The following is a 21044-nucleotide window of genomic DNA, read 5'->3' as shown; positions in this document are numbered from 1 at the left end:
GAGCCACCGGCTATGCCTCTCCGCGAGCAACAAAGCCTTCGGCGAAACTACCTGCCGGACAGCCAACACGACGGATATTAAGAATGGGTTCTCAAGGCTTAGATTGAAGCCGACCACCAAACGGATGGCACCATGCCGATCTCACGGCGAACCTTGTCGATATTGTTCAGTTCGTTGGTGTGTTCGATGCTGTCAACGACGATCCGACCCTTACGGCGTTTTTCCACTCGGTTGATGCAGCGGATCATGATCGACTTTTCCGAACCGGACGGCCCAGCGATGACAATGCGTTCGCGCTTCATGATCGTGAGGTTGGCGTCCCGGAATACGTGGAAATCGCCGTACCTCTTGGTCATGTGGTATCTCGACGGCGACGACTCTCAACGACACCGATGCGTTGAGATCGTGCCATGCTTCGCTCTCAAAGTGCGTGTTCCTGTCTCGTCTTCAGGCGCCGCTCGATGAAGATCGAATATCGCGACATACCGAAGCAGAAAATCCAGAATGTCAGGCCTGCGAAGATCAATCCCGTCAACGGAGTGACGGATGTTGCCCAGTTCGGGTCTCCAAAATTCAGGCGCACGATACCCAGAAGATCGAACATGCCAATGATCGACACCAGTGACGTGTCCTTGAACATACCTATGAACGTGTTCACGATCCCCGGAATAACCATCTTCACCGCCTGCGGCACTACGATGAGCCGCATTTTCTGCCAGTAGCTCAGGCCTAGAGAATCAGCGCCTTCATACTGGCCTTTCGGCACCGCCTGCAGGCCGCCCCGGATGACTTCCGCGATATAGGCGGATCCGAATAGCGACACACCGATAAGCGCACGAAGAAGATGGTCGATGGTCCATCCGGTAGGCAGGAAAAGAGGCAGCATCACACTTGCCATAAACAGGACGGTGATAAGCGGTACACCCCGGATAAACTCGATGAAGACGAGCGAACTCCACTTCACCAAAGGCAGCTTTGACTGACGCCCCAGCGCGAGAAGAATGCAAGCGGAAACGATAGCGCGATTCCGACGAAGGAAAGCAGCAATGTCACCATCAGGCCACCCCATGCGGCGGTTTGGACGATGGTCAGTCCGAGACCGCCGTACAGGAGGAAAAACCCCAAGACAGGAAACACGGCAAATAGCAAAAGCGCGTTCAAGCCCTTCCCGGGTATGCGCGGAACAAGCAAGGGAACGAGAAGGAGCAAAAAAATGAGGCTCACCATTATTGGCCGCCAACGCTCTTGCTGAGGGTACCGTCCAAACACGAACTGTTCGAATTTAGCGCCGACAAACGCCCAACAAGCGCCGCTCCACCCCTCCGGCTGCAAACCGCCTTGAGCGATCGTAGCGCAAAACGTACGATCGCTACCGACCCATACCGCGTGGATCAGCAACCAATTTGTCAGGTGTGACAGCGCGTAGAAAATGGAAACACATGCCAGAACGGTAATGATGGCGTCCTTTGGCGTGGCGACTAGGTTGCGGCGCATCCACGCCACAGCGCCGATCTCTGCATCCGGCATCGGTGCCGGTGCAAGCATCGAGGTGCGGACAAACGCTTTACTCATCTCATCGCTCCACCAATGCCATTCTGGCATTGAACCAGTTCATGAAAACAGAAGTCGTCACGCTGAGGCCGAGATAGATCGTCATCCAGATCGCGATGACTTCTATGGCTTGTCCGGTTTGGTTCAACGTCGTTCCGCCTACGGCAATAAGATCGGAAAATCCCACTGCAATCGCCAGCGACGAGTTTTTGGTAAGATTGAGATACTGGCTCGTCAGGGGCGGGATGATGATCCGAAACGCTTGCGGAACCACAATGAGAGAGGTGATCGCTCGTGACCTGAGACCAAGCGCCCGAGCAGCCTCAGTCTGTCCCTTTGGTACGCCCTGGATGCCCGCGCGCACGATCTCCGCGATAAACGATGCCGTGTAGAAGGAGAGCGCCAGGTAGAGTGAAATGAACTCCGGGCCGATGGTCGAACCGCCAGCCAGGTTGAACGTCCCGGCAACAGGATAGCTGAATGTAAGTGGTGCGCCAGCTGCCAGGAACGCGGCGATCGTTGATCCCGAAATCAAGCCGGCACACGCCAGGACAATTGGGAAACGCTTGCCCGTTCTGGCCTGGCGAATACGCGCCCAGCGCATCAATAGGATCGACGATGCAATGCTTGCGATTGCCATGCCGGCAACCAATCCCATGCCGTTTCCGAATTCCGGTATGGGGACGGTCAAGCCGCGATTGTTCAGATAGATGTCCAGCGGCAGACGCAGAGACTCCCGTGGATGGGGAAGCACCGACAGGATTCCGAGGTACCAGAAAAAAACAACAAGCAAGGGCGGCAGGTTACGGAAGAACTCGACATACAGAGCGCACAATCTGGCCAGCAGCCAATTTTGCGAAAGGCGACCTATTCCGACGCAGAAGCCGATTATTGTTGCAGAGACGATACCCGCCACCGCGACCATCAACGTGTTCAAAAAGCCGACGGCCAATGCGCGCCCGTAGGTCGAGTCGATCGTATACTGTATAAGGGGACGCGCAATCTCGAAACCGGCTCGGCCTTCGAGAAACGCGAAGCCGGAACGGATATTTGCCCGCTGCAAATTCCCCGCCAGATTGTGCACAAGCATATAGGCGAGCGCCAACATTGCGATCCCCAGAAGGGCTTGCAGAACGAAACCACGTGCTACCGGGCTATTCATGAGCGCGCTCACACGCCGGAGGCCAGCCATCGTCGTCGTCCTTCGACGTGTAAGCGTCGTTTCGAAACGCGGCAAAGCGCCCACGCTGCTTCTTGCGACACAGAGGTGAAATCAGGGAATGGAACGGAGCACGAAAGGGCCGTAACGACCCTCTCGCAAATCCCTGTCAACGGAAGGGCATGGCGTATTGCAGTCCGCCGTCAGTCCACAGAGCGTTCTTGCCGCGATCTATTTTCAGTGGACTCTGCTGACCAATGTTCCTCTCGAACATCTCGCCGTAGTTGCCGACCGATTTGACGATATTGACAACGAAATCGTTGGGGAGACCAAAATCGGTTCCGATCGTGGCGCCCGCCTCTTGGCCGAGCAGGCGTTTGATCTCAGGATTCGAAGAGTCCATCAACTCGTCGACATTGGTCTTTGTTATCCCGAATTCTTCGGCCTGCAGTAGCGCATTGAAGGTCCATTTCACGATATTGAGCCACCGGTCATCGCCTTGCCGAACCAAAGGACCGACCGGCTCTTTCGAGATGATCTCCGGAAGCACGCCATGATCGGCCGGCGACGCTAACGAAAGACGGACACTGTAGAGGTTCGACTGGTCGGTCGTATAGGCGTCACACCGGCCTGCATCGTAAGCAGCTTTTGCCTCCTCGATCTTTTCGAAAACCACGGGAGTGAAATCGATCCGATTTGTGCGGAAATAGTCTGCGACATTCAGTTCCGAACTTGTTCCGGTGACAAGGCAGACGGTTGCGCCAGAAAGCTGTGTTGCAGACTTGATATCAGGCAGCTTCTTCGAGTTCACCATGAAGCCCTGCCCATCGTAGTACACGACACCGGCAAAGATCAGGCCGAGGCCCGCCTCACGGCTCGCCGTCCACGTCGTCTGGCGCGACAGGATGTCGATTTCACCTGACTGGAGAGCCGCAAAGCGCACCTTGTTGGATAATGCGTTGAACTTCACTTTCGTCGGATCGTTGAAGACCGCAGTTGCCACCGCACGGCAGAAGTCGACATCGAACCCCTTCCACTCGCCGGCATCATCGGGCGACGAAAAGCCGGGATTTCCGGTCGAGACTCCGCATACCAGATGGCCGCGGGCTTTGACTTCCTGAAGCGTATCGGCAGACGCAGCGGTTGCCGTGATGACGCTCAGCGCCCCTCCCAGGAATGCGAACAGTCGTTGGGCTTTCATGTTTCCTCCACGAAAAATTATCACCGGATGAGCGGGAGGATCGCAAAACCCTCCCGCAAGGATCCATCAACGGAAGGGCATCGCGTATTGGAGGCCGCCCTGTGTCCACAGGGCATTCTTGCCGCGCTCGATTTTCAATGGGCTCTGCTGGCCGATATTGCGTTCGAACATCTCGCCATAGTTGCCGACAGCCTTGATCACGTTCACGACGAAGTCGTTCGAGAGGCCAAAGTCGCTGCCTATCGTCGTCCCGGCTTCCTGCCCAAGCAGCCGCTTGATATCGGGATTGGGAGAGTTCTTCATGTCTTCGACATTCGCCTGCGTAATGCCGAATTCTTCGGCCTGAACGAGGGCGTAATATGTCCACTTGACGATGTTGAGCCACTTGTCGTCGCCCTGGCGCACAACGGGTCCGACCGGCTCTTTCGAAATGACTTCCGGCAGCACGACATGATCGGACGGCGACGCCAGCGACAGACGGACGCTGTACAAGTTGGACTGATCGTCAGTGTAGACATCGCAGCGGCCGGAATCGTACGCGGCCTTTGCCTCTTCGATTTTCTCAAATACGACCGGCGTGAACTCGATCTGGTTGGCCTTGAAATAATCAGCCATGTTGAGTTCGCCCGTGGTGCCCGTCAAGACACAGGCCGTTGCGCCGGAGAGGTCTTTCGCGGATGCAACTCCGGGGATCTTCTTCGAATTAATCATAAATCCCTGGCCGTCGTAGTAAATGACACCCGCGAACATGAGGCCGAGCCCGCCCTCGCGGCTGGCCGTCCATGTCGTCTGACGCGAAAGAATGTCGATTTCACCGGACTGCAGTGCAGTAAACCGGACTTTTGAAGACAGTGAGTTGTACTTCACTTTCGCCGGATCGCCAAAGACAGCAGCTGCCACGGCATGGCAGAAATCGACATCAAGGCCAGTCCACTCACCCTTGTCGTCTGGCGCTGAAAAACCTGCATTGCCTGTTGATACGCCGCAGGCCAGGTTTCCCCGGTTCTTGACATCCTGAAGCGTATCAGCAGCAGCAGTCGTTCCAGACATCGCAGCCACCCCGCACAGCAGTGCCAGGAGAATTTTGGATTTCATGCTCGTTCCCTCCACAAATTTAATTGGCCTGCGCCGGCTGCGATTACGCTTCGGACATGCAAGGTGCAACGTAGCCGAACCTAACTCTAATCGCAATACATTTTATTTAGATTGCATTGCAATTAATGAGAATTGAGAAAACCGTTCCGCGGCTGAGCTACCTGTTTTTGGACAACTATTAAAGAGAATCGAAAAACCGGCGGCCGGGCGGACGGCGCCAGACAGCGCAATGGCTGGCCTCAACGACCGCCAGCGCTCCGGATCAGGTTCCAGAAAGCTCGGAGGAAAGGTTACCGATCAGACCAATCAAAAGATCGCGGGACTCTGCTACCGCCTGCTCGATGGTTACAGACCCGCTGAAATAGCTCAAGCCGAGCGCTGCAACGTCGCCGGTAGACGGATCGGTGAAGCCGCAAGCCACCGTAATGTCACTCGCGACATCTTCTTCGACACCGAATGCATAACGTTGAAGGCGGGTTTCATCGATACGCTGCATGATCTTCGCCGGTTCCCAAACGGTGTTCGGCATCCGCGGCCTGAGGTCGCTGCGCTCCAGGATGCTCTGAATTCGAGCGTCGGGCAGTTGGGACAACATCGCAATGCCTGTCGCCGTACAATAGACCGGCAGTCTTGACCGTACTCCCAACGAGTTTCCGAGCTGGTCCGGGTTCGTATGGCGCTGCACGAAGACCGTCTCTGTCTCATCAAGCATTGTGAGATTGACTGAGGCAGTCGTTTTTCGCCTCAGCATCTTGATATAGGGGGCAACTGACAAAACGATACGGTTCGTCTCTGCGAAACTTAACCCTATCTCCTGACATTTAAGCGACAGGCGATACTCTCCCGTCGCAGCAGTCTTTTCCAGATAACCAAGCCGCCAGAGCGTATGGGCTGCACGCTGCGCAGCGCTTTTCTCTAGCTTGGTGACGCGAGCGATCTCGGAAAACCCCATTGTGGGATGAAAGCGATCAAAAGCCTCCAGCACCCGAAACGCCTTGACGACGCTGCCGACGAGCAGATGATCTTCTGGTTCCTTTTCCTCGCTCACCAATCGCTCCTCTCGTTGTTGTTTATAGCGGCGTGGACGCAAAGCTCCCCGACGCGCCGGAGCACTTGCATTTGCCATAGGTCCGGGCTCGACAATTGCCAAGCTCGGCTCGACACGGCTCGCGCAAAGTGAACGTAACTAATTGCAATCCGATCAACCCGTGCTGCATAGGCTCGGGCACAACCGGCTGTCAATCCGTATGGACTTTCTTTTGGGAGCGCGACAACAGGGGTTCGCACAGAGCGTCAAATGCCACAATCGGTCTAGCTGGTCACGGAGCAGTTGCAGACACTATTTCAATCATGTAATGTCACATTATGATTTAGATAAATCTCATTGTAATTATCTGACGAAGAGGCGGCTGTCAAAAATGCAACTGACACATAACGACGTCGGGGGGATCATCACTGCGACGATTACTCCGTTCACACCCGAAGGAGAAATCGATCAGCTCGGGCTCCGCAATCATGTCAATTTCCTGATTGAACGGGGCACAACCGGTCTGGCGCCGTTAGGCGGTACCGGAGAGTATCCGGCCCTGTCGAACGGTGAACGCGAGCAGATCGTCGGCTGGACGGTAGAGGCGGCGAACGGCCGGGTCCCAGTCATTGCCGGTGTCCTGGCCACCGGATATGAGGACGCGCTGCAGTCCGGGCTCGCCGCCAAATCCGCAGGCGCAGCAGGGCTCATGGTCGTTACGCCATATTATACCCTCGCCGAGGATGCCGGCGTTCGCCGATACTTTGAACGTTATCGACGCGCGGTGGATCTACCGATCATTCTTTATGAGATCCCACGCCGAACAAGCATGGAACTCAGCGCGGAAACCATTTCGAATATGGTTTCCGACGGCTCTGTGATCGGAATGAAGTACAGCGGCTATGACTTCAATAAATTCACCCGTCTCGTTCAAAGATGCGGGGACGTGATGGCCGTACTTTCGGGAGAGGAGCCACTCTTCCCCGCTCAGGTTGCTCTGGGCGCCAAAGGCGGAGTCCTCGCTATGTCCAATATCGATCCAGCGCCCTGGCAACAGATCCTGGCCCTTGTTCAAGGTGGGCAGATGAAGGAAGCGCTCAGGGTTCACGCGCAATTTGGTGCGCTGATGGAGGCCGTTTATTCGGAGATGAACCCGGTGGGGCTCAAGGCAGCCCTGCAGTTGCGAGGTGTCGGAAGCGGGTCCGTCCGACTTCCTCTCGAAGCCGCAAAGGACGCCACATATGCGCGTCTTACAAAGGCATTGGCACTGTTGGAGAGCTGACTGATGAACGTTCGTCAACCATTTGGAACTGCATCAAGGCCGCGAATTTCGCCCCGTATGGCGCTCGTCACCACCTCCAAAATCTATGAGGCCATCGCCAGGGTGGCGGATATGCAGGCCGCAGGTATTAAGGTTGCTTCTCTGACAGCGGGTGAGCCAGACTTCGACACGCCTGAGCATGTCATTGCCGCAGCAACGCGCGCCATGCGTGAAGGTGACACCCACTATACTCCGGTACGTGGGTCCTTGGCGTTAAGGGAGGCTGTAAGACAGAAATTTCATCAGGAGAATGGCCTGGCGTTTTCCGACGACCAGACCATCGTGGGAACCGGATCAAAGCAGGTTATTTTCAATGCGTTGGCGGTCACGCTGCAGCAGGGCGATGAAGTCTTGCTACCGGTCCCTTTCTGGGCCGCATATACTGGCATGACATACGCCGCCGGAGGCGTGCCTGCATTCGTGCAGACAAGCAGGGATACGGGTTACAAACTGACACCCGAAGACCTCAGTGCCGCGATCACCCCCCGTACGCGCTGGCTGATTCTCAACACGCCGAGCAACCCAGCAGGGGTGATCTATTCAGAGTCCGAACTGGAAGCTCTGGGCGGTGTACTAAGGAATTTTCCGGACGTTTTCATTTTGTCGGACGAGATATACGAGCACCTCCATTACACCGCGGAGCGACCGAAATCGTTACTGTCCGCTTGCCCCGACCTCGCCGACAGAGTTTTAACTGTGAATGGTGTTTCCAAGGCGTACGCCATGACCGGATGGCGCCTCGGATTCGGCTCGGGGCCGAAAGATCTTATCGAAGCGATGGCCAACCTCCAGGCTCAGACCACGCTGGGGCCAAGCTCCGTCAGCCAGGCTGCCGCTGTTGCAGCCTTGTCAGGCCCTCGCACGTCGATCGATTACATGGTCGATGCCTATCGGCAGCGCCGCGATCTGATCGTGGATATGGTCGACAGTCACCCGCTGGTGAACCTGCAGCGACCCGACGGAGCATTCTATGCTTTGTTGGATATGGCGGCGGTTCTGCGCGGGAGCAAGCAATTCGGCGATCACGAAGCCCCGGATGCTGCATTCTGCGAATGGCTTCTGAAAGATCGGCATGTCGCTGCTGTGCCGGGCTCAGTTTTCGGCGCGCCCGGCACCGTGAGAATATCGTTCGCGACAGACAGCGCCACGATCGAACATGGTCTCGGCACAATGCTGAAGGCGGTCTCGGAGATCGAGTAGCATAGGAGCTCCCGTCTATCGGCTGACCGGTGGCGTAAAGCCCCGTAGACGGGAGTTTGCAAGCTCGGTGTGTACAGTGAACGCCGACGCGCGTCTCGGACTGCCGCATCCTTATGTCAACACCTCTCGCTTCATTGCAAAGGCTTGATGAATGAGCGCGACTATAATTTACCTTTCGCGTGAGCAGGTACGTGACCTGGCAATCACGCCGGAAGAAGCGCGAATGGTTGTGCTTGCTGCTTTTCGCGATCACGCCGCGGGCTTGAACTTGTCCATGCCAAAAGTGTCAATCGACATTGGACCCGGGCGCGCCTTCCAATCGATGTCGGCGGCATCGCACACCGATCGGATCGCTGCGGTGAAATGGGTTACCGTGGCGCCTGTTCCCGCGGGAAGCGTTGCGCGTGGAATCCAGGGTATCGTTATCGTCAGTGACTTGGGTACGGGCGAGCCGGTTGCGTTGATGGATGGTGACGAGATTACCTTGATCAGAACCGCTGCCATGTCAGCAACGGCAGCCGCCCACATGGCGCCAAAAGCCCCTGAGACAATCGGAATGATCGGCTGCGGAGAACAGGCATTTGCCCATCTGTCCGCCTTTCAGTGCCTATTTCCCGGATTGCGCAACCTCCTGGCCTTCAGCAGGAGTCGCTCTTCCGCTTTACGTCTCGTGGAGGCCGCACAGGCTCGAGGCCTTCGTGCTTCCTCAGTGACAGATGCGGACGATTTGATTGGACGTTCCGATATCGTTATTTCCATGGTGCCCGCGACGGCGGGGCTTGTTCCTTTTTTGGATGCACGGCTCTTGCCCGCGTCCAGCTTTGTCTCGGCTGTAGATGTCGGGCGCAGTTGGCTGCCGGAAAGTCTTCCCGCATTTGATCGTCTGGTGACAGACAGTCTTTCCCAAGGTTCGGCGCCGATGGGCGCCGATGGTCGGCCCGTTACTACCGCTCGATTTGACGCCGATCTTGCGGAAATATCAACCGAGACCCCAAGCTCCAATGCACGCTCTCACCGCTCGCTATTCTGCTTCCGCGGTTTTGCTCTAGCCGATCTCGCCTTGACCAAACTCATTTTGACTCGAGCACGACAACGGGGTATCGGCACCGTACTGCCGAGGTAGGAACCAGGGCACACAATTGGGCTGTCACGCACATTCGCTGATCCGCCGCTCCTACGGAGCACCCATCAATCGCGCAAGCAGGAGATCGAGCTTTCCTCTTCCATTCGTCTGGCGTTTGATGGGCTTCAAGCGTGTGATCTGACCTTCCCGTTTTCCACGTAACCACGGTGAGATGATCGGATTTCTCAGAGTGTCGAGGTCCCTTTCGACGCCGACGGTAAACGGCTTTGAATAGGCTGTTGCTAATCAATTGGCGCCAGCGCAAGCCTATCGGAATAACCGCCACTCCCGATCAAAGAGGACTTCGTCCTCCGATGTCGATCTGCGGATTCGCCGCGTGCCGCTCTCGTCGGGTTTAGCCATCGTCTTAGCCCATGGATCCGGAACGCGCTACGCCTGGACAGTTCCTGCACGGCGCCAAATCCCTCCAGCCGGTCGAGCAGCCGGGTCGTCGACCAGCGTGAGAGATTGCTGCCAGGGGCCGAGGCCGCCACGCCGTGATAATCAAGCAGGACCTGCACGATCACGCCGGCACCTTTCGTCCAGACGTTTAGCGCGGCGGTGCGAAGCGTCTCAGCGCGGCGGACGATCACACCGGCGGTGCGCAGGGCCGCGCCGATACCCTCGGCAGGGGCAAGGCAGACGGCGCGGGCAAAGGCAGGTTAGCCAAGGCACACATAGCCCCTGTCCCCCAAGCGTCTTGAAGGCCGGCCCATAGCGCTCGGACATCGGCAGCGGCCCCCTCCGGCCCATCAACGTGGTTGGCTGCCCCTACCTTATTCAGTTCACCCTCTACGGAAAGACGCAGTACGCTAGATACGTTCTGCAGCTATCGCATCGAAGTTCATGGCCAAGCGTGCGATCAGCGCCCGTTCGGCTATCCCTCGTATCAGGCGGCGTCGATAAAAACCTCATCCACTCAGTTTGGAACCGAGCGGCTTATTTGGAAAGATGCCCACAAAACATCGGCGATAAAGTCTGTTTCGCGTAAGGCAGGGAGACTGCTTCCCAAGAGTGAACCAGATTCCGTGGTGACACCGCGATTCGGACCACGCTTGAATGGAATTCTTAGTTAACTAATTGATTTCGTTATTATAATTTTGCTAGACCAGGCTAGTTGGGTTTGTGCGTATCGTCTAGCTCATGCTAACTCACTTCTTCACTAGCACCTCTGCTCGCTAGCATCGCACAAGCGCAGCGCAAAAAAGGTATTAACATGATGCCTTTTATGTGTAAGGTATTGCCGAGATACCTTTAAAACACATTGGCACAACCAAAATAAGAAGGGGACGACCTTGGACACAACGACTACCCGCTACAGCGTCACGCAACATCTGATTCCATTTCGTGACCAAACGACCTGGGCGCGGGTGACCACGCCGCGCTCCGGCATGTGTGAGCGGCCCCCTTTGATCATTCTCCATGGTGGACCAGGGATACCGCACGACTACTGTCTGCCCATGGTTTCTTTTTGCGACGATCAGCGCGCCGTCATCCACTATGACCAGATAGGATGCGGGCGAAGCAGCCACTTGCCCGATGCTCCTGCGGACTTCTGGAGCGTCGATCTTTTCATCGCTGAGTTGAAGAACCTGGTCGATCACCTCGGCTTCACAAGGGGATATCATCTGCTGGGGCAATCCTGGGGAGGCATGCTCGGCCCGGAATATGTTCTGCGTCATCCAGAGGGGGTGTGCAGCATGATCATCGCCGACTCCCCTGCGTCCATGCCCCTATGGACGCAGGGAACGAAACAACTTTTGTCGCAACTCCCACCGGCGGTTCAGGCGACTATCCGCGAGCACGAGGTAGCCGGAACGACGGATTCCGAAGCCTACCAATTGGCCGTGGCGGAATTCTACCGGCGCCACCTGTGCCGGTTGCAGCCCTATCCGGAGGTGTTGCAAAACAGCTTCGCGCGGTTGGCGGATGATCCGACCGTTTATCACACTATGGTCGGCCCCAGCGAGTTCTCTGCAGTCGGAACACTCAGAAACTGGTCTGTCGTCGAAAGGCTGCCGCAGATAGCAGTACCCTGCCTCGTGCTTGCAGGAGAATTCGACGAAGCGACCCCGATATCCTGGGAGCCGTTCGTCAGGCACATACCGTCCGTCGAGCACCATGTCTTCCGTGGCGCGAGCCATACGCCGCATCTGGAAACACCCGTCGAGTTCTTCCAGGTCGTGAGCGACTTCCTAAAAAAACACGACGGCATCAAAGCCTAAGCTCATCCAAAAAAGGGGAATACAGCAATGCAGGTACTGGAAGGAAATACCGAGCCATCGGCTTCGGCAAACACACTCGAATCCCTTGGCTATCATCAGGAGCTCAAGCGAACAATGTCGCTTGCCGACGTTGTTATCTACGGTTTGATCTATATGGTCCCGATGGCCCCGGTGGCCGTCTTCGGCTTCACCTCGAACTTCTCCTCCGGCATGACTGCCCTCGTCTATGTGGTCGCAGCGATAGCCATGCTGTTCAGTGCGCTCTGCTATAAGGAGATGGCTAAGCGCTATCCGGTCGCCGGTTCCGTCTATTCCTACGTGCGCTTCGGCATCAACAGCTACGTCGGATATCTGGCGGGCTGGGCGATCCTCCTGGATTATCTGCTGCTGCCTGCGCTGCTGTCGGTATTCGCCGCAAGCGCGATGACCGGACTTTGGCCGGATGTGCCCGCCTGGCTTTGGGTTGGAATCTTCGTCGCGCTTGCCGCCTTTATAAACCTCGGCGGCATCACCGTCACAGCTACGATGAACAAGCTCTTTCTCTGCATTCAGCTGATCGTCGTCGCAATCTTTGTAAGCGCCGTGGGGATCGACCTGGTTAACGGAACAGTTTCGCTATCGCTGACCCCGTTCTTCAACAGCGATGTGTTCTCCTGGTCCATTGTTTTCGCCGCTATTCCGATCGCAGCACTTAGTTTCGTGGGGTTTGATGCGATATCGACCCTCAACGAAGAGGCCAAAGGCGGTGGCGAAACCGTTTCGAAAGCGACAATGATCGTGCTTGTGGCCGTGACGATGATGTTCATGCTGCAGGTCTATCTTGCCTCGCTCTATGTCGCACCGGGCACCGTTTTCCCCGAAGGCGATGCGACAAATAACGCGTTCTATACCATCGCTGGGCAGGTCGGCGGCGACTGGCTTCGCATTATTGTCACGCTGACATCCGCGCTGATTGCGATCTTCGCCAATTCAATTGCATCAATGGCAACATCGTCCCGTCTTATCTTCAGTATGGCGCGCGACCGCCAGCTACCCGCTGTGCTTGCCGTCGTCAGCCAAAAGAATAACGTACCCCGCAACGCAACGCTCCTCATTGCAGCGCTCTCGCTTGCAATCGGCATCTTCGGTGCAGAACATCAAGGCCTGCTGACAACACTCGTGACGTTTGGCGCCCTCACAGCCTATATTCTGCTTAACATCGCTGTTCTCTACCGATTTGGTTTCATCGACCGAAGCCCCAGGCTGTTCCTTCACTGGCTCTCTCCGGTTATCGGTACAATCATTCTCGCCTACGCTCTTTGGCATGCCGACGCCAACGCGCAAATCCTAGGCGGTGTCTGGATGTGTATCGGCGTAGCGGTCGCACTCGTACTGCATATTGCCGGCCGACTCGATAGCGTCGAGGAGGTTCGAGCTTAAATCATAAGACTGAAAGTCGGGCAGGCGGTGCCGGGTCGCTCCTGGCACTGCAAATGGTCCGGGCTGCCTTGAGCCGAGGGCGCTTCGTGTAGGGGATTGGAAAGCAATTTTCTGACAGTAATATGCTAGCCGCGCATGACCTATTTTTGAAAGGCACTCCTCCTCGATGTCGGATGATGAAGCTAGCGAGAAGAGCCAGGATTTTTTCCAGGCTGCCGGCGGCTTGAATGTTAGCACGGCTCGGGGTGAGCTTGCGGAACGCATAATTACCGCGATCGCGATCGGCGCGTACTCGCCGGGCGAGCAACTGCCTTCGGAACGGGAGTTGTCGGAGTGGCAGGGCGTCAGCCGGGTCACGGTGCGTGGAGCGTTGGAAATCGTTAGAAAACGTGGACTGCTGTGTTCAAAGCGAGGGCGCGGAGGCGGCACTTTCGTCGCGAATGTTGATGTCGAGCAAGTCGCAACGCAGTCAACACAAAGGATGCTCGAGGCGGAAATACCTCGGTTGAGGGAATTCGTCGATTTCCGTTGCCTGGTCGCCGCATTGGAGGCCCGGACTGCAGCAGAGAGGCGCTCGTCCGAGCAGGCGCGGAAACTCACACAAATTCTTGTGGAGTTTCTCGCCACCGACGATCCTGCCAAGGCGCGCCAAGTGGATGTCGCTCTGCACCAGCAAATCACCACTATGGCAGGTAATGATCAGCTCGCCGCCTTAGCCGCTCAACTTAGTTCAAGGGCCACGATGGGCTTCGGCGCAGAGCCCTACCCTTCCCAATATCTACAACGCGCGCGTGCGGAACATACGGACCTCGTAGAGAGCATTGTCGCGCAGGATCGAGAGAGAGCCTATCAGACGGCCTACAAGCATTTCGCATTGACGCTTGAGATCGTTGAGGACGCGTTCCGCAAATCCAGCGCGGGCAGAAATCCGTCGACTGGTGAATCGTAAAAGGCGCGGCGCTGGCGTGAGGGCGACTTCAACTGAGAGCAAATGTAAAGCTCCTGATTGGATTCGAACGCTCGCCCCACTCGTTTGATTAGATCTAACACACTGAAATTGCTCAGCGGCGTGCGGCCCCTTGTCCTCCGCGAACGGCTGACAAGGGACCGTCTGCAGTCTGACTGCTTCCCGAACGCAAGAGACGAAAGCGGCCTTGCCGCCGCAATTTGCCGGCATCAGTTGTCGGCCCGAAGCAGACGTGGCGAGGCGGTAATCCCAGGCTAGGCGATTTTGAGAGCGGCCAAGTCACCATTGCTCAAGGATGTCAAATTGGCTTCGATCTTCTCGATCGACCAATCCCACCAGGCAATATCGAGAAGGTCGTTTATCACCTCGGCGGGATAACGCATCCTGATGACGGCCGCCGGATTGCCGCCAACCACGGCATAAGGTGGGACATCGCGAGCGACGACCGAGGCTGCGGCCACGATCGCACCCGCACCAATACGCACGCCGGGCATGATTGCCGCGTTGTGGCCGATCCAAACGTCATGGCCGACCACCGTATCTCTGACAGGCAGGTCTTTGTAGCCAAAAGTCTCGGGCTGGAAGACCCGAAATGGATATGTTGTGAAACCAGTCATCGGATGATTGGCTGAACTGGTTATGAAATAGCTTCCCCGAGCAATTTGCACAAATTTACCGATCACCAGTCGCTCGCGACATCCGTGGCCGAGATAGGGGGCCAGCATCTGGGCCGTTTCTTGCAGTGCTCCAGAATGCGTAAAGTAGCTGAAGTCGCCGACTTCGATCCGCGGGTGGTCGATGACGTTCTTCAGGTAAACTGTGTCCGTATACACCCTGCCGTCAGGCAGGGTGATTGGGTGGATTACGTCCGCATTGAGGAGCGACATCAAGAACCTTTTCGACTGACCGACTGACCGACTGTAGGACAACCGGAAGCGCCCGGCGCGTTGGAAAAACTTGATCGATCTGAGCGGAGCGACGATATTGCTACCAACCTGTCAAATCCATCTCGCCGCGTCTATCGCTTCCATCAAATGTTTTCATCAGAGGTTTCACAGAGTGCGAGCATCCAATGACTACTTATGGCCCTTCTGCGCCAGGAGACCCATTGCCTAATGCGGCCATCAAACCGCCCACCCGATCGCCCCCCGTGTCTCTCGACTGGTCGATCTCCAGCATAAATGCATTGAAGCTTGTGGCTCAGCCCCATAAACCCTGCTGGGCAATTTTTTTCATTGCGGCAGCCGATCCTCTGTCCTCGGAGCGAGTATCGGTTTGAATGGAAGCTGACATAGGAATGCAGATGTCGATCACGGTCCAGAAAACAATCCCCGCTGCGCGAATGCATCAGTTTCACCAGATGGTCGAGCGGTGGCTTCAGGAAGGTCCGATCAAGCTCGCGACCAATGCCACGATCACCGCGATGGACAATGCCGCAATCCCGAAGGAAGAACAGGCGGCGATCATCGAGGACCGGGATATCATCATGAAACACAATATGCGCCTTGGCCTGATCAGCGAAGTCTTCACAGCGGCCATCGAGAAGGCTGTGAAATCAGCCCGCTCAGGACATGAGGCGCAGGACGAGATCGCTCGATTGATCGTGACTGCGATCGGCATCCGTCAGGACGATGAGAGTGAGCTGGTCACGTTCACCTTTACTACTCAAAGCGAGGCCGATGCATTCAGCGGGTTCGCCTGACGGCCACTATCAGCGCTTCGGCGCTATGACTGCAACCGGCCCTGAGCAGTCCTGCCTTCGATACTGACCGTCAGGTCCACGAGCCTTCTTATCGAGGAATACCGAGATAAGTCCCGCATCTTTATGTCTTGGGATGCCGCCTCCTGGCATGTGTCGAGGAGATTAAATGAAGCGATAGAGACCCATAATCACGATGCGGATTTGCGGCGTTATCCGACGGTTGAGCTTGTTCCGCTTCCAGCCTCAGCTCAGTTCCTTAACGTGATTGAGTCGGTGTTTAGCGGAATGGCCAGAGCGATTATCCATAATAGCGACTACAGTTCGACCGATGATGCCATCCGGGCAATTGATCGTTACTTTCTCGATAGGAATGATCATTTCCGAGATAACCCGAAAAAGGCAGGAAGAAAAATATGGGGTATGGAGCGAGTGCCGGCGGTGTTTTCGGCCTCGCACAATTGCAAGGACCCAGCATTTCGATGAGGCGAGTTACCGGTCTTGGCGCTTTGCGGAAGTGATAAGCAGACTGGCTGCTCTCAGGCGTCAGCCCGAGTTGTCTCAACGGCCGAAATGAAGGCGCAAAGCTGCCGTAGCCAGATTCTTATTTCGCCTTGAAACAGTTCGAACCGTCGCCCCCCTATTCCGTGCTTGTATGTGATAGTGCTCTCGTAGGACCGTCGCGTCACCACGACTACGCACCGGACGGTATGAATTGTTAAATGACACGTGCGGACATGGCAGCGGCAGCGTATTCTGGCGTCGCTCAAGTAACCAATATGTGGCTGCCTTCGGTCAACTTGATTTCGTGCACTTCCGGCAACCTGACTAAGTTAATGAGCTAGCCATCGCACCCATCAGGTTTTGCACATCCTTTCGCATCGGCACATCCAATGCTGTTGCCCATGACGACAACTTGACGCCGACGAAATCTCGGGCATGATCGATGTAGACAATCTGACCAAAGATGCCGAGTGCCATGATGGCGCTTTTTTCCACGTCTTCGATCCAGAACTTGTTGCGATAGGCGCCATTCGGCCGGCTCGCCTTCTGCGCGGTGGTGAACAAGGACGGATCGCCGATACGCGTCTCGCGCACCCAGGCTTCCGGCACAATTTGCCGGCCGTTGGCGTATCCGTTCTGCGCATAGATCAGTCCGAAACGTCCAAGATCTCGCAGGCTCGCCGAAAGGCCTCCGTCAGCGATCGCAAAGCCCTCCGCATCGATGCCGAAACTGGCGTCGCACTCTGCGCCCATGGGCTGCCAGATCAGTTCGGAAACCAGCGTCGGCAGTTTGGCGCCGGTGGCCGCCTCGATGCAATAGCCCAAGACCTCGGTTTCCATGGAGCGATATTCGAATTGCAACCCATGTGGGCGCACAATCTGCCCCATGGATGCGATCAACGCGCGCACACTACGCGGGCTGGTATTGGTTGCCGGGGCGGGCTTCCAGCCGACGGCAATATCCATGAGTCCGAAGCCTGTTTCAGGATCGGCAATGTCTTCGGGAAAATGCACGCCGCTGGTCATATCGAGGAGGTGTCGCATCGTCACGTCGTGATAGGCGCTCCCGGAGAATTGCGGCACATAGGCCGCTACCGAGCGCTCTAGGGGAAAATCTCCCCGTGCATCGAGAATACCCGCCAGCGCCGCGACGACCGATTTCGACACGGACTGCGTAAGGTGAAGAGTGTGTGACTGCATGCCGTTGTGGTAGTGCTCGCAAACGATTTTCCCGCCGTGAAGCACAAGGAACCCGTCTGTGTAGGAGCGATCCAGCAAAGATTGCGCAGTGATCTGCGTACCTCCGCTATCAGCGAAGGTAAAGCGTGCAAGATCGAAGTCTTGCGATGTGTGAAGAAGAGCCTGCGGCAAACCACGCGCGACTGGTGCAGTCGGCACGATATCCCGCACATGCTGAAAGGACCAGCGATTGAATGGCGGCCGGTCCCAGTTTGACAGCGTGAGGTCCTTCGGCCTGACATTCGCAGAAGCTGTGGTGGCAGGTGTCATGATCCAGTTTCCTTTTCCCGCTGAGGTCAGGTTCTAGCGGGCATCCTCGCGGATCATGTCCGCCGCCTTCTCGCCGATCATGACAGTTGCTGCATGCGTATTACCGCGCACCACGCGCGGCATGACAGAGGCGTCGACGACCCTCAGACCTTTGATACTCTTAACGCGGAGACGCGGATCGACGACGGCGGTCGCATCGGCGCCCATGCGGCACGTCCCTACCGCATGAATATCGGAACCACCCTTTGCCCGTATGAAGTCGAGCATGTCGGCATCGGTCTGTAAGTCTCTGCCGGGCTGCAACTCGGATTGGACATAGGGCTGCATCGCCGGCTGTCCGACGATCCGGCGCACCAACCGGATGCCGTATATCATGGCCCGGATATCATATTCCGACTGGAAGAAATTGAAGGCGATCCGCGGTGTGAGCGCTGGGTCGGAAGAACGTAGCGTCACGGAACCGCGCGCATCAGGATTGACATGTTCGGGACTGAAGCTGAAGCCCGAGAAAGGGTGCGGTTTTGCCCCGGCGCTGGAACGCTCCGCAACGCTCCAGGCCGCCATCGCCATCTGTATGTCCGGCCTGTCCTGTGTTTCGTCGCTGCGTGCAAAGCCGCCGACATAGATCCCGGTTTCGGCGAGATAGCCAGATCGCAGAAAGGCGTATTGCATACCGACGCCAATCTTGCGCAGTACGCTGTTGGCGACATCGTTCACCGTAATCGGCTTGGTGCAGCGGAACATCAGCTGGATGCAGGTGTGGTCCTGCAGATTGGAGCCGACTTCCGGCGCGTCCACGATCGCCTCGATGCCGTGTTGGCGCAGCTGCTCGACCGGCCCGACGCCGGACACCATCAGTAGCTGCGGCGACGCAATCGTTCCGGCGCACAGGATTGTCTCATGCGCTGTGGCACAGAGCTTCCTCCCACCCCGCGTGAAGACCACGCCGGTCGCCCTTCCGTTTTCCGTCATGACGCGCTGGACCGAAGCGTCCGTGACGATACGCAGATTAGCGCGGTTCCTTGCCGGTGCAAGGTAGCCCTTTGCAGCGCTCCATCGGCGCCCTTTGTGAATATTCATCTGGTAGTAGCCAAAACCATCCTGTTTTGCGCCGTTGAAGTCGTCGTTCCGTTCGAGGCCCGCCTGCTCTGCCGCACGGCAAAGCGCCTTCGGCAATTCCCGATCGAAAGACTGGTCGGAGACCTTGAGGGGGCCTCCTGCCCCGTGCCATCGGTCAGCTCCGCGCGACTGGTCCTCCGACTTGCGGAAATAGGGCAAGACATCTTCATAGGACCAGCCGGCACACCCGGCGCTTGCCCAGTCGTCGAAGTCTCGCGCATTGCCCCTCACATACATCATGCCGTTAATCGAACTCGATCCGCCCAGCACCTTGCCACGCGGCTGATACATGACGCGATCGTTGAGACCAGGCTCGGGCTCGCTGTCGTACATCCAGTTGTAGCGGCGGTCGGCAAAGAGCTTAGAATATCCCATCGGCAAGTGGATCCAGGGATTGCGGTCCCGCGGCCCGGCTTCCAGGAGCAGGACCTTGTGCTTGCCGTCCTCGCTCAACCGCGCGGCCAGCACACATCCGGCAGAACCTGCACCGACGATGATAAAATCATATGGATTGCCATCCAGAGGGCTGGCACCGGAGATGTCGTTCATAGTGGTGGTTCCGGATTAAAAGCGGGGTTTGAAAACGAGGTTAGCGGCTGGCCCAGACGAGGCCGCGCTTCAGAATGGTAGACATTGACGGATCGTCGAATTCCTCGGGGACGTGGCCCAAGGCGGAGAAAAAGACGCGGCCCGCGCCAAAAGACTTCTTCCAGATGGATGGCATGACCACGCCCTTGATCCATGGATGATGCGCATCGTCGAATCGGGTAACCGCCAAAACCTCGACCGCAGGATCGACATGCATGTAATACTGTTCCGACCGATAGGCGAAATCCGCGATACCCGCGACGACGGGGTCATCCGGCCGGGTGATTTCGACGCAGTAATCGCGGATGCCACCAGGCTCGGCAACGTAGGAGCCGCCGATCATATAGCGGAAACGATCGCTGCCGCGAAAGCCATCTACCATTCCTCCGTGAAATCCGCCCAGTCCGACTCCGGAGGAAATGGCGGCCCATAAACGCTTGGCGGTATCGACGCTCATATCGCCAACCGTCCAGTTCGGGACGATCAGGTCGTAGCTCGTCAGATCCTCTATGTCGTAGGCCGAAAGATCGTCGCGCAATGTAACCTGGAAACCTTCAGGCTCCAGCAAGCGTGCCACCCGATCTGCAGCCGCCGGGGCCTGGTGGGGAGCATAACCGCCGGAGACAATCAAACACCGCTTCATTTCCATCCCATTAGTTTCTCATTGCTCAACGATTTACACAAAATCCCACGCCCACGGCAGACCGTCAAGCGATATAAAGCAAAAAGTGCTTATTAAAACAATTATATTTGATTATAGAGAAATTATGTCCTATGCAGCCTTTATCGAATGATAGGAGTCGTCATGATCAAGGCATCCGTACCGCAACAGGCCAAGCTCAATCACGTCAGTATACCTGCGCGCGACCTTGCTGAATCCGAAGCGTTCTATCGCGAAGTTTTGGGTTGCGAGCGCATCCAAGCACCGAATTTCGGTTTCCCCGTCTGCTGGATGCGGCTCGGAGATCTACAATTGCACCTGCAACAGGTCGGTCCGTCGCCGGAGTTGCGCACATACCAGCATTTCGCCGTTCAGGTCGCCGATTTCGCCAGCGCTTATCATGTGCTGAGGGCACGCGGCGCCTTCGAGGAGAACACACGTTACGCAGATTTATGGATCTTGCCCGGCGGCGAAGTGCAGATGTTCGTTCGCGATCCCTCTGACAATCTCTTCGAGATCGACCACCCCGATGTGAACGCCATCGATCCCTCTGTGTTCACCCAGCCGCTCCGCCGGCTTGCAGACGAAGAGGTGCAGTCAGAAGGGCACCTGCGTGCAACTCTGTTCCTGCGCGGCGATCTCTTCGCAGCTCGGGACTGACCGATCGACGGTTCGA

At 56.7% G+C, this 21044-nt stretch carries 17 protein-coding genes and 2 pseudogenes; 8 read left to right on the top strand and 11 right to left on the bottom strand.

Going from position 1 to position 21044, the window contains the following annotated elements:
- Nucleotides 1-128 precede the first annotated feature (128 nt).
- From ACOZK4_RS04170 to ACOZK4_RS04145, 6 genes and pseudogenes are all read right to left on the bottom strand, one after another.
- Nucleotides 129-356, bottom strand: a pseudogene (locus ACOZK4_RS04170) (ATP-binding cassette domain-containing protein); the annotation flags it as partial.
- 65 nt (nt 357-421) lie between these two features.
- Nucleotides 422-1572 (bottom strand): annotated as a pseudogene (locus ACOZK4_RS04165) (amino acid ABC transporter permease).
- Nucleotide 1573: 1 nt separating this feature from the next.
- Nucleotides 1574-2743, bottom strand: a complete 1170-nt coding sequence (locus ACOZK4_RS04160; protein WP_421590589.1) for an amino acid ABC transporter permease — start codon at nt 2741-2743, stop codon at nt 1574-1576.
- A 136-nt stretch (nt 2744-2879) separates the two neighbouring features.
- Nucleotides 2880-3911: an amino acid ABC transporter substrate-binding protein gene (locus tag ACOZK4_RS04155; RefSeq protein ID WP_421590588.1), complete on the bottom strand. Its 1032-nt coding sequence runs from the start codon at nt 3909-3911 to the stop codon at nt 2880-2882.
- 66 nt (nt 3912-3977) lie between these two features.
- Nucleotides 3978-5006: an amino acid ABC transporter substrate-binding protein gene (locus ACOZK4_RS04150; RefSeq protein WP_421590587.1), complete on the bottom strand. Its 1029-nt coding sequence runs from the start codon at nt 5004-5006 to the stop codon at nt 3978-3980.
- A 262-nt stretch (nt 5007-5268) separates the two neighbouring features.
- Entirely contained in the window at nt 5269-6054 is a 786-nt protein-coding gene (locus ACOZK4_RS04145) for an IclR family transcriptional regulator (RefSeq protein WP_421590585.1), read from the bottom strand.
- Between the two features lie 370 nt (nt 6055-6424).
- On the opposite strand from ACOZK4_RS04145, the gene dapA reads away from it, so the two are divergent.
- The 3 genes from dapA (at nt 6425) to ACOZK4_RS04130 (ending at nt 9677) form a co-directional block, all read left to right on the top strand.
- Nucleotides 6425-7315: a 4-hydroxy-tetrahydrodipicolinate synthase gene (gene dapA, locus ACOZK4_RS04140; RefSeq protein ID WP_421590583.1), complete on the top strand. Its 891-nt coding sequence runs from the start codon at nt 6425-6427 to the stop codon at nt 7313-7315.
- Between the two features lie 57 nt (nt 7316-7372).
- Nucleotides 7373-8554 carry a pyridoxal phosphate-dependent aminotransferase gene (locus tag ACOZK4_RS04135; protein WP_421590582.1) on the top strand — a complete coding sequence of 394 codons (1182 nt, stop codon included), beginning with the start codon at nt 7373-7375 and terminating at the stop codon, nt 8552-8554.
- Between the two features lie 151 nt (nt 8555-8705).
- Nucleotides 8706-9677 (top strand): hypothetical protein, encoded by a 972-nt coding sequence (locus tag ACOZK4_RS04130; protein ID WP_421590580.1) that lies wholly within the window; start codon nt 8706-8708, stop codon nt 9675-9677.
- A 242-nt stretch (nt 9678-9919) separates the two neighbouring features.
- Here the strand turns inward: ACOZK4_RS04130 and ACOZK4_RS04125 are convergent, their stop codons facing one another.
- Nucleotides 9920-10285 (bottom strand): DUF1403 family protein, encoded by a 366-nt coding sequence (locus ACOZK4_RS04125; RefSeq protein WP_421590665.1) that lies wholly within the window; start codon nt 10283-10285, stop codon nt 9920-9922.
- A gap of 687 nt (nt 10286-10972) precedes the next feature.
- Here ACOZK4_RS04125 and ACOZK4_RS04120 point away from each other — a divergent pair.
- From ACOZK4_RS04120 to ACOZK4_RS04110, 3 genes are all read left to right on the top strand, one after another.
- Nucleotides 10973-11902: a proline iminopeptidase-family hydrolase gene (locus ACOZK4_RS04120; RefSeq protein WP_421590579.1), complete on the top strand. Its 930-nt coding sequence runs from the start codon at nt 10973-10975 to the stop codon at nt 11900-11902.
- Between the two features lie 27 nt (nt 11903-11929).
- Nucleotides 11930-13321: an APC family permease gene (locus tag ACOZK4_RS04115; protein ID WP_421590578.1), complete on the top strand. Its 1392-nt coding sequence runs from the start codon at nt 11930-11932 to the stop codon at nt 13319-13321.
- Between the two features lie 166 nt (nt 13322-13487).
- Entirely contained in the window at nt 13488-14270 is a 783-nt protein-coding gene (locus ACOZK4_RS04110) for a FadR/GntR family transcriptional regulator (protein WP_421590577.1), read from the top strand.
- Between the two features lie 272 nt (nt 14271-14542).
- Here the strand turns inward: ACOZK4_RS04110 and ACOZK4_RS04105 are convergent, their stop codons facing one another.
- A complete protein-coding gene (locus ACOZK4_RS04105; RefSeq protein WP_421590663.1) occupies nt 14543-15175 on the bottom strand; it encodes a CatB-related O-acetyltransferase in 633 nt (210 codons plus the stop codon).
- Between the two features lie 416 nt (nt 15176-15591).
- On the opposite strand from ACOZK4_RS04105, the gene ACOZK4_RS04100 reads away from it, so the two are divergent.
- On the top strand, nt 15592-15990 hold the full coding sequence (locus ACOZK4_RS04100; protein ID WP_421590576.1) for a hypothetical protein: 399 nt from the start codon (nt 15592-15594) through the stop codon (nt 15988-15990).
- A gap of 825 nt (nt 15991-16815) precedes the next feature.
- On the opposite strand, the gene ACOZK4_RS04095 is transcribed toward ACOZK4_RS04100, so the two are convergent.
- From ACOZK4_RS04095 to ACOZK4_RS04085, 3 genes are read right to left on the bottom strand one after another with little or no spacing between them, the layout of a single operon-like run.
- Nucleotides 16816-18000, bottom strand: coding sequence for a serine hydrolase domain-containing protein (locus ACOZK4_RS04095; RefSeq protein WP_421590574.1), 1185 nt, complete (start codon nt 17998-18000; stop codon nt 16816-16818).
- Between the two features lie 33 nt (nt 18001-18033).
- A complete protein-coding gene (locus tag ACOZK4_RS04090) occupies nt 18034-19668 on the bottom strand; it encodes a GMC family oxidoreductase (protein ID WP_421590573.1) in 1635 nt (544 codons plus the stop codon).
- A gap of 40 nt (nt 19669-19708) precedes the next feature.
- Nucleotides 19709-20356: a ThuA domain-containing protein gene (locus ACOZK4_RS04085; protein WP_421590572.1), complete on the bottom strand. Its 648-nt coding sequence runs from the start codon at nt 20354-20356 to the stop codon at nt 19709-19711.
- Nucleotides 20357-20512: 156 nt separating this feature from the next.
- On the opposite strand from ACOZK4_RS04085, the gene ACOZK4_RS04080 reads away from it, so the two are divergent.
- Nucleotides 20513-21028 carry a VOC family protein gene (locus ACOZK4_RS04080; RefSeq protein ID WP_421590571.1) on the top strand — a complete coding sequence of 172 codons (516 nt, stop codon included), beginning with the start codon at nt 20513-20515 and terminating at the stop codon, nt 21026-21028.
- Nucleotides 21029-21044 lie beyond the last annotated feature (16 nt).

Origin of the sequence: Shinella sp. M27, from assembly GCF_049199905.1 — a bacterium.
In the GTDB taxonomy this organism is placed as follows: domain Bacteria; phylum Pseudomonadota; class Alphaproteobacteria; order Rhizobiales; family Rhizobiaceae; genus Shinella.
The sequence above is the reverse complement of the archived record's forward strand: the minus strand, read 5'-3'. Positions and strand labels throughout refer to the sequence as shown.

Bases quoted from the DNA above. Each gene is read 5' to 3' on its own strand.
- ACOZK4_RS04160 (WP_421590589.1), bottom strand. From the start codon at position 2,743: ATGGCTGGCCTCCGGCGTGTGAGCGCGCTCATGAATAGCCCGGTAGCA.
- ACOZK4_RS04155 (WP_421590588.1), bottom strand. From the start codon at position 3,911: ATGAAAGCCCAACGACTGTTCGCATTCCTGGGAGGGGCGCTGAGCGTC.
- ACOZK4_RS04150 (WP_421590587.1), bottom strand. From the start codon at position 5,006: ATGAAATCCAAAATTCTCCTGGCACTGCTGTGCGGGGTGGCTGCGATG.
- dapA (WP_421590583.1), top strand. From the start codon at position 6,425: ATGCAACTGACACATAACGACGTCGGGGGGATCATCACTGCGACGATT.
- ACOZK4_RS04135 (WP_421590582.1), top strand. From the start codon at position 7,373: ATGGCGCTCGTCACCACCTCCAAAATCTATGAGGCCATCGCCAGGGTG.
- ACOZK4_RS04130 (WP_421590580.1), top strand. From the start codon at position 8,706: ATGAGCGCGACTATAATTTACCTTTCGCGTGAGCAGGTACGTGACCTG.
- ACOZK4_RS04115 (WP_421590578.1), top strand. From the start codon at position 11,930: ATGCAGGTACTGGAAGGAAATACCGAGCCATCGGCTTCGGCAAACACA.
- ACOZK4_RS04110 (WP_421590577.1), top strand. From the start codon at position 13,488: ATGTCGGATGATGAAGCTAGCGAGAAGAGCCAGGATTTTTTCCAGGCT.
- ACOZK4_RS04105 (WP_421590663.1), bottom strand. From the start codon at position 15,175: ATGTCGCTCCTCAATGCGGACGTAATCCACCCAATCACCCTGCCTGAC.
- ACOZK4_RS04100 (WP_421590576.1), top strand. From the start codon at position 15,592: ATGTCGATCACGGTCCAGAAAACAATCCCCGCTGCGCGAATGCATCAG.
- ACOZK4_RS04095 (WP_421590574.1), bottom strand. From the start codon at position 18,000: ATGACACCTGCCACCACAGCTTCTGCGAATGTCAGGCCGAAGGACCTC.
- ACOZK4_RS04090 (WP_421590573.1), bottom strand. From the start codon at position 19,668: ATGAACGACATCTCCGGTGCCAGCCCTCTGGATGGCAATCCATATGAT.
- ACOZK4_RS04085 (WP_421590572.1), bottom strand. From the start codon at position 20,356: ATGGAAATGAAGCGGTGTTTGATTGTCTCCGGCGGTTATGCTCCCCAC.
- ACOZK4_RS04080 (WP_421590571.1), top strand. From the start codon at position 20,513: ATGATCAAGGCATCCGTACCGCAACAGGCCAAGCTCAATCACGTCAGT.